The organism is Streptomyces sp. NBC_00433 (genome assembly GCA_036015235.1).
Classification (GTDB): Bacteria; Actinomycetota; Actinomycetes; order Streptomycetales; family Streptomycetaceae; genus Actinacidiphila.
Genome location: CP107926.1, coordinates 3,198,063 through 3,214,083 on the forward strand (window position 1 = coordinate 3,198,063; position 16,021 = coordinate 3,214,083).

Consider the following 16,021-nt stretch of genomic DNA (forward strand, 5'->3'; position numbering starts at 1 on the left):
GGAAACTGTCATGCGGCTCGGTGACGGCAATATGTTGCCCCCGGCGCTGGGTTGACGGTATTTCACCGGCGCCAGGAGTGTAGCCGTATGACACTCCTCGATTCGATCCGCGGCCCGCGGGATCTGCAGGATCTCGGGCCGAATGAGCTGACGTCGCTGGCCGCGGAGATCAGGAGCCGCTTGATCTCCACGGTGTCCGCGAACAGCGGGCACCTGGGCCCCAACCTCGGTGTGGTGGAGCTGACCATCGCCCTGCACCGGGTCTTCGAGTCGCCGCGCGACCCGCTGGTCTTCGACACCGGCCACCAGTCGTACGTGCACAAGCTGCTCACCGGCCGGCAGGCGGACTTCGACACGCTGCGGCAGCCCGGCGGCATGTCGGGCTACCCGAGCCGGGCCGAGTCGCCGCACGACCACGTGGAGAATTCGCACGCGTCGACCTCGATGTCGTACGCCGACGGCCTCGCGAAGGCCTTCCGGCTGCGCGGGGAGCGGGACCGCACGGCGGTGGCGATCATCGGCGACGGGGCCCTGACCGGCGGCATGGCCTGGGAAGCGCTCAACAACATCGCGGCGGACCGCACCAACCGGGTGGTCGTCGTCGTCAACGACAACGGCCGCTCGTACTCCCCCACCCACGGCGCCATCGCGACGCACCTGGCCCATGTGCGCACCACGCGGCGCTACGAGAGCGTGCTGGACTCGGTCAAGTCGACGCTGCCGCGGGCCCCGCTGGTCGGTGCCCCGCTCTACGAGACGCTGCACGGGATCAAGAAGGGGATCAAGGACGTACTCCAGCCGCAGGTGATGTTCGAGGACCTGGGCCTGAAGTACGTCGGCCCGATCGACGGCCACGACCAGGCCGCGCTGGAGCGGGCGCTGGCGCACGCCCGGGGCTTCGGCGGGCCGGTGATCGTGCACGTCCTGACCCGCAAGGGCCACGGCTACGCGCCCGCGGAGAACAACGACGAGGACCGCCTGCACCAGGTCGCGGCGGGCACCGACCCGCTGACGGGTACGACCGCGAAGGCGGCCGCTCGCACCTGGTCGCATGTCTTCGCCGACGAGATCCTGCGGATCGGGGCCCGGCGCGAGGACGTGGTGGCGATCACCGCGGCGATGCTGCACCCGACGGGTCTGGGGCCCTTCGCGGCCGCCTTCCCCGACCGGGTCTTCGACGTCGGGATCGCCGAGCAGCACGCGGTGACCAGCGCGGCCGGCCTCGCCATGGGCGGCCTGCACCCGGTGGTGGCGCTCTACTCGACCTTCCTCAACCGGGCCTTCGACCAGCTGCTGATGGACGTGGCCCTGCACCGGCTGCCGGTCACCTTCGTGCTGGACCGCGCCGGGGTGACGGGCCCCGACGGGGCGAGCCACAACGGCATGTGGGACGGCTCGATCAGCCAGCTCGTGCCCGGCCTGCGGATCGCAGCGCCGCGGGACGCGGCACGGCTGGCCGAGCTGCTCGCCGAGGCGCTGGACGACGACTCGGGCCCGACCCTGCTGCGCTTCCCGAAGGCGCCGGCCGGCGACGAGGTCCCCGGCCACGGCAGGCTGGGCGGCATGGACGTCGTGGCCCGCCCGCAGGAGGGGGCGGCCGTGGACGTGCTGCTCGTCGGCGCCGGGGTGATGGCCGGCGTCTGCGCGGAGGCGGCGGGCCGGCTGGCCGACCAGGGCATCGGCGCGCTGGCCGTCGACCCGCGCTGGGTCAAGCCGGTGGACCCGGCGCTGGCCCCGGCGGCGCGCGAGGCGCGGCTGGTGGTCACCGTCGAGGACAACGGCATCGCGGGCGGCTTCGGCGACGCGGTGGCCCGCGCGCTGCGCGAGGCAGGCGTCGACACTCCCGTGCTGCCCTTCGGGCTGCCGCAGGAGTTCCTCACCCACGACACCCGGCGGGACATCCTGGAGCGGGCCGGGCTGACCGGCCGGGACATCGCCAGGTCGGTCACCGAGGCGGTCTCGGGCGGGGTGCGGCGCGATCCGGATCCCGCAAGGGGCCGCCAAGCCGGCGCCAACCGGCCGCACAGTCCGGCCCAAGGCGGGTGACGAATGCTGGAGCGCGACAGACCGTCACGATCGACGCGTGGAGGATGCGATGTCCGGAGCCGCTGAAGTCGAGCGCGTGTATTCGGCCATGGAGGAAGCGGCCGGACTGCTCGATGTCGCCTGCTCACCCGAGAAGGTCCGGCCGATTCTGACCGCGTTCAAGGACGTGCTCTCCGACGGCGTGATCGTCTACTCGATGGCGAGCGGCCGGCACGCGACGGAGCTGGACTTCAGCATCTCGGTGCCGGCCGGCCACGGCGACCCGTATACCGCCGCGCTGGCGAACGGGCTCATCGCGGAGACGGACCACCCGGTCGGCAATCTGCTCGCCGACACCCAGAAGGCGCTGCCGGTCTCGATGTTCGCCGTGGACGGTGAAGTCACCAGCGGCTTCAAGAAGACCTACGCATTCTTCCCCACCGACGACATGCCGGGTGTCGCGCAGCTGAGGGACATCCCGTCGATGCCGCCGAGCGTCGCGGAGAACGCCGAACTCTTCGCCCGCTACGGCCTCGACAAAGTGCAGATGACGTCGCTCGACTACAAGCGCAAACAGGTCAATCTCTACTTCAGCGATCTCCAGCCGGAATTCCTGGAGCCGGAGCCCGTCCTGTCGTTGGTCCGCGAGCTGGGGCTCGAACTGCCGGGTGAGAAGGGGCTGAAGTTCGCCCGCCGGTCGTTCGCCATTTACCCGACGCTCAGTTGGGAGTCCGGGAAGATCGAGCGGCTCTGCTTCGCCGTGATATCGACCGACCCCACTCTGGTGCCCGCGCAGGACGAGGCGGACCGCGAGCTCTTCGCGACCTACGCGAACAACGCGCCTTACGCGTACGCCGGTGAGAAGCGCACGCTCGTCTACGGTCTCACGCTCTCGCCGACCGAGGAATACTACAAGCTCGGCTCGTACTACCAGATCACCGATATCCAGCGGACACTGCTGAAGGCCTTCGACGCGCTGACGGACTGAGGGCTGTCCTGTAATCCGCGGTGGACCAGCGCGCGGCGTCAGACGCGGTACACCGCAAGGCGAAGGGCCGCCCTCATACCGGGTCGTGTTCGGGCGAGCCCGACAACGCAGCGAGGTGCCGTAGCTGTCGTCGCGCGCCCGCCGGGGATTAGCGGGACAGCCCTTGGCGGGCGCGCGGTGGTCGAGGGGCGGCCTCCCTGGAGGCCGCCCCTCGACGCGTGCTCAGGACATGACGATGTCGAGGCCGGCCAGCTCGGCCTGGATGGTGATGGCGCTGATCCTGTCGTCCTCGATGGTGAAGCGGAAGACGGCCCGCGGTGTGCCGTTCTGCACCCAGACCAGGCCCGCGGAGCCGTTGACGAGCGCGGGGACCGGGGACCAGACGCGGTTGAGGAAGGCGCGGGTGACGGCGTCGGCGCCGTGGAGCTCGGGGGCGAAGCCGCCCACGTTGGCCTGGGCGCTCATGTTGATGGCGGCCTGGTCGGTGCGGACGACGATGTCCGGGTCGAGCACCGCGAGCAGCGCCTCGAACTCGCCCTCGCGGGAGGCGGCCAGGAAGGCGCGGACCAGGTCGGCCCGGCCCGCCTGGGCGACGGCGTCGCCGGCGTCGTCGAGTGCCTTGGCCCCGGCGCCGCCCTCCGCGGCCGAGTCGGAGCCCGCCTGCTGGACACGGCGGCGGGCGCGGCTGGCCAGCTGGCGGGCGGCGGCCGGGGTGCGGTCCACGATGGGCGCGATGTCCTCGTAGGGGACGGCGAACATGTCGTGCAGGACGAAGGCGAGCCGCTCGGCGGGGGTCAGGGTGTCGAGGACGACGAGCAGGGCGAGGCCGACGGAGTCGGCGAGCAGCGCCTCCTGCTCCGGGTCGGCGGTCGCGTCGGCGCCGTGCGCGGCGGTGCCCGGCTCCGGGGCGTCCACCAGGTCCTCGCGGCGGGATCTGCGGGACTTGAGCATGTTCAGCGACACCCGGGCGACGATCGTGGTGAGCCAGCCGCTCAGATTCTCCACGGCGTCGACGTCCGCGCGACTCGTCCGGATCCAGGCCTCCTGGACGGCGTCGTCCGCCTCGGCGAGTGAGCCGAGCATCCGGTAGGCGACCGCACGCAAACGGGGTCGGTCGGTCTCGAAGCGTTCGACCAGCCAGTCGTGTTCGTTCATCTCGTCACATTCTCTCACCGGTGCCTGCGAAGTAATGACGCCCAGGAGCCCGCCGATGTGACGGGCGGACGATTCGCCGGCTGCCACACCCGTCACCCGGGGGTCCGCTCACCACACCGCCGACGATACGGGCCGCGCCCCCGCGCGGTGCGGTGTCCCCCCGGTGCTGCGGCCGCATGGGGGTAACCTGGCGCGCATGCACGGCGGTTGGGGCACCGACATCGATCTGGGCGGCAGTGGCGCCCTCCCGCTCGGCGAGCGTGATCCGCGGCTTATCGGGCGGTTTCCGGTGGTCGGGGTCCTGGGTTCCGGCGGGATGGGGCGGGTCTACCTCGGGGTGTCCGCGCCCGGACGCTATGCGGCGGTGAAGCAGGTGCTGCCGGCGCTCGCCGGGGACGACGGCCTCCTGCGGGACTTCGGCGCGGAGTTGGACAGCCTGGCCCGGCTGCCCGCCGGTGCCGGCGCCGCGCTGCTGGACAGCGACCGTGACGCGCGCCCGCCCTGGTTCGCCACCGCCTACATACCGGGGCTGACGCTGGCCGACGCGCTGCGGGCGCACGGCGGGCCGCTGCCGGTCGGCGCGCTGTGGGCGCTGCTGCGGGACGCGGCCCGCGGGCTGGCGGACCTGCACGCGGCGGACATGGTGCACCGGGGCGTCAAGCCGTCCAACGTCCTGCTGACGGAGGGCGGCGTCACCCTCATCGACTTCGGCGTCGCGCGCGAGGCGGACCGCGGCAGGCCGGCCAGGACCGGCGCGGCCATCGGCAGCCCGGCCTACACGGCCCCCGAACAGGCCTCGGCCGAAGGGGACGTGACCGGTGCGGCGGACGTCTTCGCGCTGGCCGCGGTGCTGTCCTACGCGGCGATCGGCGCACCGCCCTTCGGCGAGGGCGCCGGGCCCGACGTGCTCGACCGCATCGCGCACGGCGAGCCGGAGTTGGGCCCGGTGCGCGCGGTGGACGCCGCCCTGGCCGACCTCCTGGCGAAGTGCCTGGCCAAGGACCCCGGGGCCCGGCCCGCCGCGGCCGAGGTGGCGGAGGCGGCCGGTGAGCACGCGGGCGAGGGCGCCGAGTCCGCCGGGCCGTGGCCGGCGTCCGTACGGGACCGGATAGCGCTGCGGGCGGCCTTCGCCTCGACGGCTCCCGACCCCGCCGCGCTCACCGCGCCGGGCGACCCGCACGAGCCGCCGGGCACGCCCGCCGCCGGGCCCGAGGCGGAGAAGCGCCGCAAGCGCCGTACGAAGGCCCTGCTCCTGGCGCTGCCCGTGGTGGTGGTCGCCGCCGCGACCCTGTCCTTCGTGCTCGTCCCCGACAGCGGTTCCGCCCAGGGCTCGGCGGCTCCCGGCTCCTCCGCCTCGGCCCCCGCCGGCCCCGCGGCACCCGCCCCGCACACCTCGGGCGGTACAGCCTCGCCGCCGTCCGCGGACGGCCCGGCCGCCGCCGGCCCAGCGCACCAGGACGGCGGCGCCCGGACGAGCGGTAGGCCGGGCGTGTCCGGCGAGCCCGCGGCCACGGCGACGGCCCCGGGTGCGACGGGGAGCGCCGTGGCCCCGGCGCCGACGGCGACCACCGGCCCGCCCACCGGGAAGGGCCAGGTGCGCAGTTACGCCGGCGCGAAGTGCCTGGCCGACGTGTCCTTCCTCACCGGCCACGCCCCGCAGGTCGCGGTGTGCGGCTCGAAGAGCCCCTACGGCGGCCCGGCGACGTACGGCTGGACCTTCGCCGCCGAGCCGGGCAGCGCCTTCCGGCTGGTCAGCGAGACCGGCGGCACCTGCCTCGGCGTGAACGCGCTCACCGGCGCCGCGACCCTCGGCAAGTGCGACGGCTCCGCGGGCCAGCAGTGGCGGATCGGGGCGGCGGCCGCCCACGGAAGCACGTATCAGAACGTGTCGAGCGGCCGCTGCCTCGCGGCCTCGTCGCTCGGGAGCGCGGTGACCGACCCGTGCGACAGCGCCAAGGCGGGGCAGGTCTGGTACCGGCCCTGACCTGCCGTGCGGTCAGCTCTGCACCATGCTGGACTCGGCGGCCGGGGCGGGGACTTCGGCCCGGCCGGCGGCGGCGACGCGTCGGCGGGCGAGGCGCCCCGATATCAGGTAGCCGGCGACCATCAGGCCGATGAGCAGGACGGTCTCCGACGTGCCCCACACCCAGGCGCCGGGCCCGCACCCCGGACAGCCCCCTGGCCGCTCGAACCCCCGGCGGGCACACCTGTCCCCCCGACGGCCTCCTCCTCGGCCTCTAGTCCTTGCGCAGGCGCACCGGGAAGGTCTGGTAGCCGCGCAGCACCGACCGGTCGCGGCGGGTGGGGGCTGCGGCCGGGGCGAGGTCGGGGAAGCGGGCGAGCAGGCGGGGGAAGGCGACGGCGGCCTCCAGGCGGGCGAGGCCGTTGCCGAGGCAGACGTGGGCGCCGACGCCGAAGCTGAGCGGCTTGATCGCGGTACGGGACGGGTCGAAGACGTCGGGGTCCCGGTAGCGGGAGGGGTCGCGGTTGGCGGCGCCCAGCAGCAGGATCAGCCGCGAACCGGACGGGACCGCCACACCGGCCACTTCGAGGCCGTCCGCCAGCGCGATCCGCGAGGTCAGCTGGACCGGGGACTCGTAGCGCAGCACCTCCTCGACGAAAGCCGCCACGTCGCCGTCCGGTGAGCCGAGCCGGCGGGCGGTGCCCGGATGGTCGAAGAGCACGCCGAGTCCGTTGCCCAGCAGGTCCGTCGTCGTCTCGAAGCCGGCGACGAGCAACAGGGTGAGGTTGGCCAGCAGTTCGGCCTCGGAGAGCCGGGCGTCCTCGGCGTCGCGGGCCGCGAGCAGCGCGCCGACGAGGTCGTCCTCGCCGTCCTTCCCGCGGGCGCCGCGCCGGTCGGCGATCAACGCCGAGAAGTAGTCGGCCAGTTCGGCGGCGGCCGCGTCGGCGGGCGCGAGTCCCGCCGGGTCGGACATGAATTCCAGCGCGGTCGTCAGCCCGGCGGCCAGCGTACGGAAGCGGTGCCGGTCGGCGTGCGGCACGCCGAGCATCTCGCAGATGACGGTGACCGGGAGCGGGAAGGCGAATTCCGCCATGAAGTCGACGGTGCCGCCGTCCGCGCCCCGCGCGCCGGTCTCGGCGAGGCGGTCGAGCAGCGCGTCCACGGCCGCCGCGATCATCGGTTCGAGCGCGGTGATGCGGCGCTGGGTGAAGACCGAGCCGATCAGCGAGCGCATCCGGGTGTGCTCGGGCGGGTCGCTCTCCAGGATCGACGGGGCGAGCAGCCCGAGCGAGGCGTGCTCGGCGAGCCGCTCCGGGCTGATCTGCGCCCCGGTGACGCCGAAGTCGGTGCGCCGCAGCACCTGGTTGACGGCGTCGTAGCCGGCCACCACGAACCAGCCGCCGCCGATCTCGGAGACCGGGCCGAGCCGGTGGGCGGCCGCGTAGAGCGGGTAGGGGTCGGCCCTGCCCTCGGGTGAGAGCAGTTCCATGGCGACGGTCACCGCGTCCGGCGGGGTCCGGGCCGGCGCGGCGGGACCGTCACCCCCCGGGTCGCCCTGGGGGGCCGGTTCCCCGGCCCGCTCGTGGGCTTCCTCGTGGGCCTGTTCGAGCGACGCCGCCAGGGCCGTTCTGCCCATCGGGGCCGGGCGGTCCGCCGGGTCCGGGACAACGGCCATGGTGGCTCCTCTCCTTGACCGGCCCCGGCGGCTGCCGTGCCGGTCTCGCCGAACTCGTGCGCACTCTTTCGAAACACTCTGTCGCTGTCAATACACATCGGCCCATACCCGTCGTCGGGCGGGCGGCGCGTCGAGGCGGCGGCCCCCGGGCCTCAGCGGCGCTCGTCCAGCTCGTCGGCCAGCGTCAGCCACGCCGTCGCACAGGCGCGGGCCAGGTCGGCGACGGGGGCGGACCAGTGGTCGGGGATGGTGCCGCCGACACCGCGGCAGGCGTCGAGGTCCACCGCGTGGTGGTGCAGCCAGCGCAGCGCCACCCGGCCGGCCTCACTGAAGCGCAGCGACGGGTCGCTCATCAACTTGGACAGCAGCGCCCTGCCGTCCATGCCGGGCCCGCCGGCCTGGCGGCGTACCGGCGCCGTGTCGGGCGCCTGCTCCCGCACCGGCTCCGCCGCGGGCGGGCAGGGCCGCGACACGGGGCCCGCCGGGTCCGGCGCCTTGCGGTATTTGGCCGGGACCGGGTCCTCGCCGCGGTCGGTCCGCAGCCGTACGTCCCTGACGGTGGCGGGCGACAGACCGGTCGCCCTGGCGATCTCCCGCAGGCCCGCCTCGGGGCGCTCGGCGATCAGCACGGCCGCCTGGCGGCGTTTGGCCGCGCTGTTGAGCGGCCTGACCCGGCCGTCCCTGCCGATGCGGTCGCGCGGCTGCGAGGACTCCGCCGCGGGGCGGCTGCGCAGGCCGGAGACGGTCTTGTCGGAGAGCCCGGCGGCCGCCGCGACCGCGCGGTCCGACCAGTTGGGGTGCAGGGCGATGATGAACTCGGCTGCGGTCCTGCGGTCCTGCGGCGAAAGCGGCAGGCCGTGCGTGACATTCGCCCGCACCGCGAGCACGAAGGCGGTGGCCGAATCGCAGTCGACAAGCCGGGCCTTGATGACGGAGCGGCCGTTGAGCAGCGCCGCCCGCACCCGGTGCATCCCGTCGATCACCTGCATCGTGGCGCGGTGCACGAGGATCGGCGGCAGGTCGGCGATATCGGCCAGCGTCCTTGTGTGCGCCGGGTTCTCACCGCCCGACCGCGGTGAGCCGACCAGTACCAGATGTCTGATTTCTATGATGCGGATCGGGTAACTTTCCACGGAAATCGCGGGCGCGGCATCCTTGCGCCCGGTCATGGCTCCGACGTAGCCCTCGTCCGGTATCCGGACCAGATCCAACATGTTCCCAACCCCTCGTGTCCGAATGTTTTCGGGACATTGGAACGTGCCTGTGATCTTGTAAAACGGCTGCGACCTCGTCGTACGCCGTTCCCCCGAACGGCCGGGACGTGCCCGGGAGATGGCCGGGACGCACCGGGGAGGTACAAGGGACAGCAGCCGACCCCCCGGGGGAAGGGGCCGGCCGCTGTCGGTTCATGGGGTCACACCAGATCGGGCTCCTCCACGCGCGGCTCGGGCCCGTCGGTCTCGCTGATGCCGACCCGGCCGTGCAGCTTGGCCAGCGGGCCGGGCGCCCACCAGGCCGAGCGGCCGAGCAGCCGCAGCACCGCGGGCATCAGCACCACGCGGACCAGGGTGGCGTCCACGATCAGCGCGATGACCATGCCGATGCCGATCATCTTGGTGAAGACGATGCCGCTGGTGGAGAAGCCTGCGTCGACCACGCCCAGCAGCAGGGCGGCCGCGGTGATGATCCGCCCGGTGCGCTGGAGTCCGCCCGCGATGGCCTTCTTCGCGCCGGCCGCGCCCTCGCCCTCGGCTCCGGCGGGCCATGCCTCGCGGATCGCGGAGACGAGGAAGAGCTCGTAGTCGGTGGCGAGGCCGTACAGCGTGGCGAGGATCAGCACCGGGACGGTCGGTTCGAGGAAGCCGGTCGGGGTGAAGTGCAGCATCCCCGACAGGTGGCCCTGCTGGAAGATCCAGATGATGACGCCGAAGGAGGCGCCGATCGACACCAGGTTCATCACCACGGCGACCAGCGGCAGCACGACCGAGCCGAAGGCCAGGAAGAGCAGCACAAAGGTGGCCGCCGCCATGATGCCGAGCATCCAGGGCAGCCCGTCGCCGAGCGTCGCGAGCCGGTCCACGTCCATCGCGGGCCTGCCGCCCACCAGCACCTGCACACCGGCGGGTTCGTCCAGCGCCCTGATGCCGCGCACCGCGTCGTAGGCGGTGTCGCCGGTCCGGTCGCCCTGGTAGCCGGCGGTGAGCATCGCCGAAGTGCCGCGCTGGGCCTCGACCTTGACGTCGGTGATTCCGGCGACCTTGTCGATCTTGGCGCCGATGTCCTGGAGTTGGGCGGCGGTGGCGTGGGCGACGTATATCTCCAGCGGTGCTTCCGAGCCGCCGGGGAAGTCGGCGGCGAGCCGCTCGGAGACGATCCGCGCCTCGGTGGACTTGGGCAGCACCCGCTCGTCGCTGCCGGCGAAGTGCACCTTCATGAAGGGCGCGGCGAAGACGCCGAGGATGACCAGGACGCCGACGGTGTAGACGACCGGGCGGCGCATCACGGTGTGCGCGATCCGCTCCCAGCTGCCGCCGCCGCCTTCGGCGGCCGCGGCCTCGCGGCGCCGCCTCCCGGGCAGCGGGACGCGCCAGGAGTTGATCCGGCGGCCGAGCACCGCGAGCATCGCGGGCAGCACGGTCAGCGCGCTGAGCATGGCGACGAAGACCGCGGACATGCCGCCGAAGCCGATCGAGCGCAGGAAGACCAGCGGGAAGATCAGCAGGCTGGACAGCGCGAGCACCACGGTCAGCCCGGAGACCAGGACGGTGCGTCCCGCGGTGGCCATGGTGCGGGCGATGGCCTCGGCGGGCTCGTGCTCCAGCAGCTCCTTGCGGTAGCGGCTGACGATGAGCAGCGAGTAGTCGATGGCCAGGCCGAGCCCGAGCAGGGTGATGGTGTTCACCGCGAAGGTGGACACGTCGGTGAACTCGGTGATCACCCGGGTCGCGGTGAAGGCGCCCAGGATGGCCAGGATGCCGACGAGCAGCGGCATTCCGGCCGCGACCACGCCGCCGAAGATGATGGTCAGCAGCACCAGCAGGGCGGGGAAGGCGATCATCTCGCCCTTGCTGATGTCCTTCTTGGCCATGTCGTCGGTGACGACGGCGAGCGGGACGACGCCGCCGACCTGCTTGGTCAGCCCTGGTGCGGCCAGGTCGTCCCTGATGTCCTTGTACTGCTTGCTCTTGATGTCCTGGTCCTGCGACTTCAGGGTGATCAGGACGCCGGTGGAGTGCCCGTCCCTGGAGCGCAGCGACGGCAGGTGCGTGTCGGCGTAGGTCGCGATGTTCGCGATCTCCGGGCGGGCGTGCAGGCGGGCGACGGTGGATCGCACCGCGCCGGCGAAGGCGGGGTCGTCCACCGTGGCGGTGGGGCTGGAGTACAGCACCACCACGTCGACGTCGCGCGCGCCGAGGTCGGCGGCGATACGGGCCGAGGCGCGCCCCGACTCGCTGCTGGGGTCGTCGAAGCCGCCGGACTTCAGGGTGTTGAACACGCCCCCGCCCCAGGCTCCGCCGATCAGGACGACCGCGATGCCGGCGGCGATCGCCGCCCAGCGGAACCTGACCAGGAGACGGCCCCAGGTCGTTAACATGAGCACTCCCGTAGTTGTACGTCGCAACCCTCGGAGGGAGAATACCCAAAGAGGGTTGTCCGCGGCAACCCATCCCGGCGCCTCGCCGTGCACACCTCGCGAGCCGCCGCCTCTGCCAACCCCCCTATCGCCAGCCGCGTTTGGGCGGCGGCGGCTGACCGCGGCGTTTGACTGCGCGGCCGCCGCGCCGGCCTCCGCAGTTGAACCTCCCGGGACCCGCGGTGACCGTGGTTAGTCTGGTGCGCGCCGTCGGCGGACCGGCACTCACCAGACTTCCCGTCGCCCGACTGGAGCGAACGTGACGAACTGCAATGTCTGCTCGCTCAGCGGCGAGCACCCCGGGATCAGCGTCGACGCGACCGGCCTGTGCAATCTCTGCCGCCTCGATATCGCGGGCGACCTGCTGGTGAACTTCCGCTACACCAGCGGGGTGTTCGACGAATTCCAGCGGGCCCCGCGGGATCCCGCGGCGCGCTACGACTGCCTGTTCATGTACAGCGGCGGCAAGGACAGCACCTACATGCTGGACAAGTTCGTCAACGAATACGGCAAGCGGGTCCTCGCCTACACCTTCGACGTCCCCTTCGAGAGCGCGCACGCCGCCGACAACATCAGGCTCGCCCGGGATCGGATCGACGCCGACTTCGTGCTCGACGCCGACGACGAGAACATCAAGAAGGTGATGCGGGAGGTCTTCAACCGCCCCGCGCCCGCCAAGCCCGGCTCGTACCTGGACGAGAAGCTGCCCTGCGCCTCCTGCCGGACCTTCTTCGTGCTGCGGGCCGTGCTGCACGCCTACCGCGGCGGCATCAAATACATCGCCATGTGCGCCGACCCGCAGCAGATCCTCACCATGGAGTCCAACGTCAGGGAGATCGTCCGCGGCTTCTACCAGCGCTTCGGCGACCGGCTCACCGACGAGGTCTTCCGCGGCGAGCTGGAACAGATCCTCTTCGCCGAGGACGACGAACTGCCGCGCATCGTCTTCCCCTTCATCGCCATGCGGCACGACTACGACCCGGACGCGATCGTGGCCGAGCTGAAGGCCAAGGGGCTCTACGAGTCCTCGCCGCTGGAGACCCACTGCACGCTCTTCCCGCTGCTGAACTACTACGCCTTCAAGCACTGGAACTGCATGTTCTACAAGCTCAACGCGGCCAGCCACGCGCGGGCGGTCCGGCGCAACGGCACCGGGAACGAGCGCTCGACCTTCAGCATCAAATTCCCGCAGGTCCTGGACATCACCGGCATCGAGGAACGGCTGCGGGAGGTGACCCTGGAGATCGCCGCGGGCGGGGGCGACCGCGAGGCGCAGCTGCGCGAGGTGACCGCGATCTTCCGCGACCTCGACGCCGACGAGGACGCGGCGCGCTTCGTCGCCAAGAGCTTCGTCGACATGCCCGAGGTCGCCGCCGACGTGGGCATCCGGCTGCCCTGACCGGGCCGCCCGACAGCTGACGGCCGGCCGCGCAGGGCCGAGGACGTAAGAGGACGGCCGCGTAAGGCCGAGGACGTAAGGACGCAAATCCGTGGCTCCAGTGGATCTTTCAGACGACGTCCGCGAGTCGGACGTGGCCATCGTCGGCATGGCCTGCCGCTTCCCCGGAGCGGAGAACACCGAGCGCTTCTGGCAGAACCTCCGCGACGGCACCAGGACGACGACCTACTTCACCGACGAGGAGCTGCTCGCGGCGGGCGTCGGCCCGCGCGACCTGGCCGACCCGCAGTATGTGAAGGCCGGCCAGATCCTGCCGGGGATCGACCGCTTCGACGCCGGGCTCTTCCGCATCCCCCGCGACGAGGCCGAGATCCTCGACCCGCAGCAGCGGATCTTCCTGGAATGCGCGCTCACCGCCCTGGAGGACGCCGGCTGCGACCCTGACCGGCACGCGGGCCCCATCGGGGTCTACGCGGGCGTCGGCCTCAACGCCTACGCGCTGCACCGGCTGGCGCAGCGGTACCGGGACGCCTCCGAGGTCGAGCGCTACCGGCTGATGATCGCCGTCGACAAGGACTTCCTGGCCACCCGGGTCTCCTACAAGCTCGGCCTGCGCGGGCCCAGCGTGAACGTCGGCACCGCCTGCTCCACCTCGCTCGTCGCTGTCCACCTGGCGTGCCTGGCGCTGCTCGGCGGCGAGTGCGACGCGGCGCTCGCCGGCAGCGCGCACATCCGATTCCCGCAGGACCAGGGCTACTTGCACCAGCCCGGCATGATCTTCTCCCCCGACGGCCACTGCCGCGCCTTCGACTCCAAGGCCCAGGGCACGGTCATCGGCAGCGGCGTCGGCGTGGTGCTCCTCAAGCGGCTCACCGACGCGCTGGCCGCCGGCGACCGGGTGCACGCGGTCATCAAGGGCTCGGCGATCAACAACGACGGCGCACTGAAGGCCAGTTACACCGCGCCCAGCGTCCAGGGCCAGGCGTCCGTCATCGCCGACGCGCTGGCCGTGGCGCAGTGCCCCCCGCAGACGATCGGCTACGTCGAGGCGCACGGCACCGGCACGGCGCTCGGCGACCCCATCGAAGTGGCCGCGCTGAACGAGGCGTTCGCCGCGGCGGGACCGACGCACTCGTGCGCGCTCGGCTCGGTGAAGTCCAACGTCGGCCACCTGGACACCGCCGCGGGCATGGCAGGGCTGATCAAGACGTCGCTGATGCTGCGGCACGCGACGCTGGTGCCGACCCTGGACTTCGAGGCGCCGAACCCCGAGATCCCCTTCGCGGAGGGGCCGTTCGAGGTCGCCACCGAGCTGTGCGACTGGCCGGCGCCGGACGGCTCCCCCCGGCGGGCGGGCGTCAGCGCCTTCGGCATCGGCGGGACCAACGCCCACGTCGTCCTCGAAGAGGCGCCGCCCGCCGCCCGGCGGCTCGAAGACCTCCCCACCGGACCCGAGCTGCTGCTGGTCTCCGCCGCCACCCCGGAGGCCGCCGACCGCGCCACCGCCGACCTCTCCCGCCACCTCCGCCGCCACGCCGCCACCCCCCTCCGCGACGTCGCCGCCACCCTCGCCCTCGGCCGCCGCACCCACCCCCACCGCCGCTTCGTCGTCGCGGCGGACACCCGCGACGCCGCCATGGCCCTCGCGGTGGCGGACCCCGCCCGGGTCCCCTCGGCGGAGGCCGCCTCCCCGGCGCACGGCGCCGCCTTCCTCTGTACCGGCGAGCCCGCCCCCGAGGCGGCCGCCCTCTACGCCCACTCCCCCGCCTTCCGCGCGGCGGTGGACGACTGCCTGGCGGCGGCGGGCGCCGACGGTGACGCCGTGGCCGCGCTGAGCGCGGGCGACGCCGTCTCCGCGGCGCTGGCCGAATACGCGACGGCGCAGCTGCTACGGGCCTGGGGCGTCCCGCCCGCCGCCCTCCTCGCCACGACCCCGTCCGGCTGGCGCGCGGCGGGCTGCCTTGCGGGCGCTTTCCCCCCGGCGACGATGCTCGACCCGGCGGCTACCTGCCCGCCCTTGCCTGCGGCGGGGCTGCCGCTGTGGGTGGCGGGAGCGTGGGCCGGTACGTCCGGCGGTACGCCCGCCGACGCGGCCGACGTGGACGCGGCCCTGGACGGCACCGGCTGGGCCCGGCTCGCCCTGGCCCCGGGTACGAGCACCCTGCTCACCACGCTCGGGCAGGCCTGGCTCGCGGGACTCGCCGTCGACTGGTCGGCCTTCTACGCCGACCGCCCCTTCCTCCGCACCTCCCTGCCGACCTACCCCTTCCAACGCGAGCGCTTCTGGTACGACCCGGCGCCCGACCCGGCCGCGTCCGGACCCGAACGCACCTCGCTCCGCGTCCAGTTGGCGGGCCGCCCGCTCGTCGTCCAGGTGTCCCTCCTCACCGAATACCTCCGCGACGAGATCGGCCGTGCCCTCGGCCCGCAGCCCACGGAGGACGGCCTCCCCGACCCGACGGCCGAACTGTTCGACCTCAACGCGGAGTCGCTGATGCTGATCGAGCTGACGGCGAAGCTCAGCGACGAACTGTCCTACCCGGTCCCGGCGACCGGCTTCATCGACTACCCGACGATCGACTCGTTCGTCGAGAACCTCTTCGAGGAGATGCGCTCGGCGGGCGCGACCCTGGATCAGCCCGCCTGACGCGGTGCCACCCGACCCCCGCCGGGTGGCACCACCCCAGCGCCCGCACCGACCGTCCATCCGCCCGGCGCACTCCGGCGCTGTCACCGCCGCGACACCCTCACCTGCGGGCCGCGGCCGCTCCGGCGGAACAAGCTACGCGCCGACGCGGCCACCGCGCGACCGCGCCTGTGCATTCACGGTTCGCGGTGAATCTGCTGGCGCGTCGTCATGAGCAGTTGGCGCAGGTCTTCGCGGGTCGGCAGGCGCCGGCTGCGGGGCGGGTGCCGGCGAGGCCCCCGCGCCGGCCGGTCACGCGTCCACCGCGGTGCGCCGTCCTGAGCCGTCGCCGGGCTCCCGGCCGACCCCACGCGCAGCCCCCGCCCACCTCCCCGCCGCCCGCGGGGCGAACGCGCCGACTCCGTCGGCCGCACAGCCCGCGCGGGCGAGCCGGGACGCCCCGCTCGCGGCAGCGCCCAAGGCATCTGCCGCTCCGGCGGCGGTGGGCGACGTGCGGTCGATGCGGTGCGCCCGCCGGCAGCCGCCCCGGGCGGGC

Annotated in this window: 10 protein-coding genes; 5 read left to right on the forward strand and 5 right to left on the reverse strand. The window is 73.2% G+C overall.

The features are described 5' to 3' along the window. The first annotated feature begins 87 nt into the window (after positions 1-87). Positions 88-2,046 (forward strand): 1-deoxy-D-xylulose-5-phosphate synthase, encoded by a 1,959-nt coding sequence (dxs, locus tag OG900_13185; GenBank protein ID WUH90954.1) that lies wholly within the window; start codon positions 88-90, stop codon positions 2,044-2,046. Between the two features lie 49 nt (positions 2,047-2,095). Beyond that, a complete protein-coding gene (locus OG900_13190) occupies positions 2,096-3,013 on the forward strand; it encodes an aromatic prenyltransferase (protein WUH90955.1) in 918 nt (305 codons plus the stop codon). Between the two features lie 222 nt (positions 3,014-3,235). On the opposite strand, the gene OG900_13195 is transcribed toward OG900_13190, so the two are convergent. Next, entirely contained in the window at positions 3,236-4,168 is a 933-nt protein-coding gene (locus OG900_13195; GenBank protein WUH90956.1) for a sigma-70 family RNA polymerase sigma factor, read from the reverse strand. Between the two features lie 196 nt (positions 4,169-4,364). Between OG900_13195 and OG900_13200 the strand changes: the two genes are divergently transcribed. Then, complete coding sequence (locus OG900_13200; GenBank protein ID WUH90957.1) at positions 4,365-6,152, forward strand: serine/threonine protein kinase; 1,788 nt, start codon at positions 4,365-4,367, stop codon at positions 6,150-6,152. A 12-nt stretch (positions 6,153-6,164) separates the two neighbouring features. Here OG900_13200 and OG900_13205 read toward each other — a convergent pair whose 3' ends face one another. The 4 genes from OG900_13205 to OG900_13220 all read right to left on the reverse strand — a co-directional run bounded on the left by OG900_13205 (position 6,165) and on the right by OG900_13220 (position 11,401). Continuing rightward, positions 6,165-6,314: a hypothetical protein gene (locus OG900_13205; protein ID WUH90958.1), complete on the reverse strand. Its 150-nt coding sequence runs from the start codon at positions 6,312-6,314 to the stop codon at positions 6,165-6,167. Positions 6,315-6,405: 91 nt separating this feature from the next. Continuing rightward, a complete protein-coding gene (locus tag OG900_13210; protein WUH90959.1) occupies positions 6,406-7,806 on the reverse strand; it encodes a cytochrome P450 in 1,401 nt (466 codons plus the stop codon). A gap of 152 nt (positions 7,807-7,958) precedes the next feature. Then, positions 7,959-9,020, reverse strand: a complete 1,062-nt coding sequence (locus OG900_13215; GenBank protein ID WUH90960.1) for a ParB N-terminal domain-containing protein — start codon at positions 9,018-9,020, stop codon at positions 7,959-7,961. 200 nt (positions 9,021-9,220) lie between these two features. Next, entirely contained in the window at positions 9,221-11,401 is a 2,181-nt protein-coding gene (locus OG900_13220) for an MMPL family transporter (GenBank protein ID WUH90961.1), read from the reverse strand. 298 nt (positions 11,402-11,699) lie between these two features. On the opposite strand from OG900_13220, the gene OG900_13225 reads away from it, so the two are divergent. Beyond that, positions 11,700-12,839, forward strand: coding sequence for an OzmP (locus tag OG900_13225; protein ID WUH90962.1), 1,140 nt, complete (start codon positions 11,700-11,702; stop codon positions 12,837-12,839). Between the two features lie 91 nt (positions 12,840-12,930). After that, a complete protein-coding gene (locus OG900_13230; GenBank protein WUH90963.1) occupies positions 12,931-15,486 on the forward strand; it encodes a phosphopantetheine-binding protein in 2,556 nt (851 codons plus the stop codon). The last annotated feature ends 535 nt before the right edge of the window (positions 15,487-16,021 follow it).

Coding starts and splice junctions, on each gene's coding strand:
- dxs (WUH90954.1), top strand. CDS start 88: ATGACACTCCTCGATTCGATCCGCGGCCCGCGGGATCTGCAGGATCTC.
- OG900_13190 (WUH90955.1), top strand. CDS start 2,096: ATGTCCGGAGCCGCTGAAGTCGAGCGCGTGTATTCGGCCATGGAGGAA.
- OG900_13195 (WUH90956.1), bottom strand. CDS start 4,168: ATGAACGAACACGACTGGCTGGTCGAACGCTTCGAGACCGACCGACCC.
- OG900_13200 (WUH90957.1), top strand. CDS start 4,365: ATGCACGGCGGTTGGGGCACCGACATCGATCTGGGCGGCAGTGGCGCC.
- OG900_13210 (WUH90959.1), bottom strand. CDS start 7,806: ATGGCCGTTGTCCCGGACCCGGCGGACCGCCCGGCCCCGATGGGCAGA.
- OG900_13215 (WUH90960.1), bottom strand. CDS start 9,020: ATGTTGGATCTGGTCCGGATACCGGACGAGGGCTACGTCGGAGCCATG.
- OG900_13220 (WUH90961.1), bottom strand. CDS start 11,401: ATGTTAACGACCTGGGGCCGTCTCCTGGTCAGGTTCCGCTGGGCGGCG.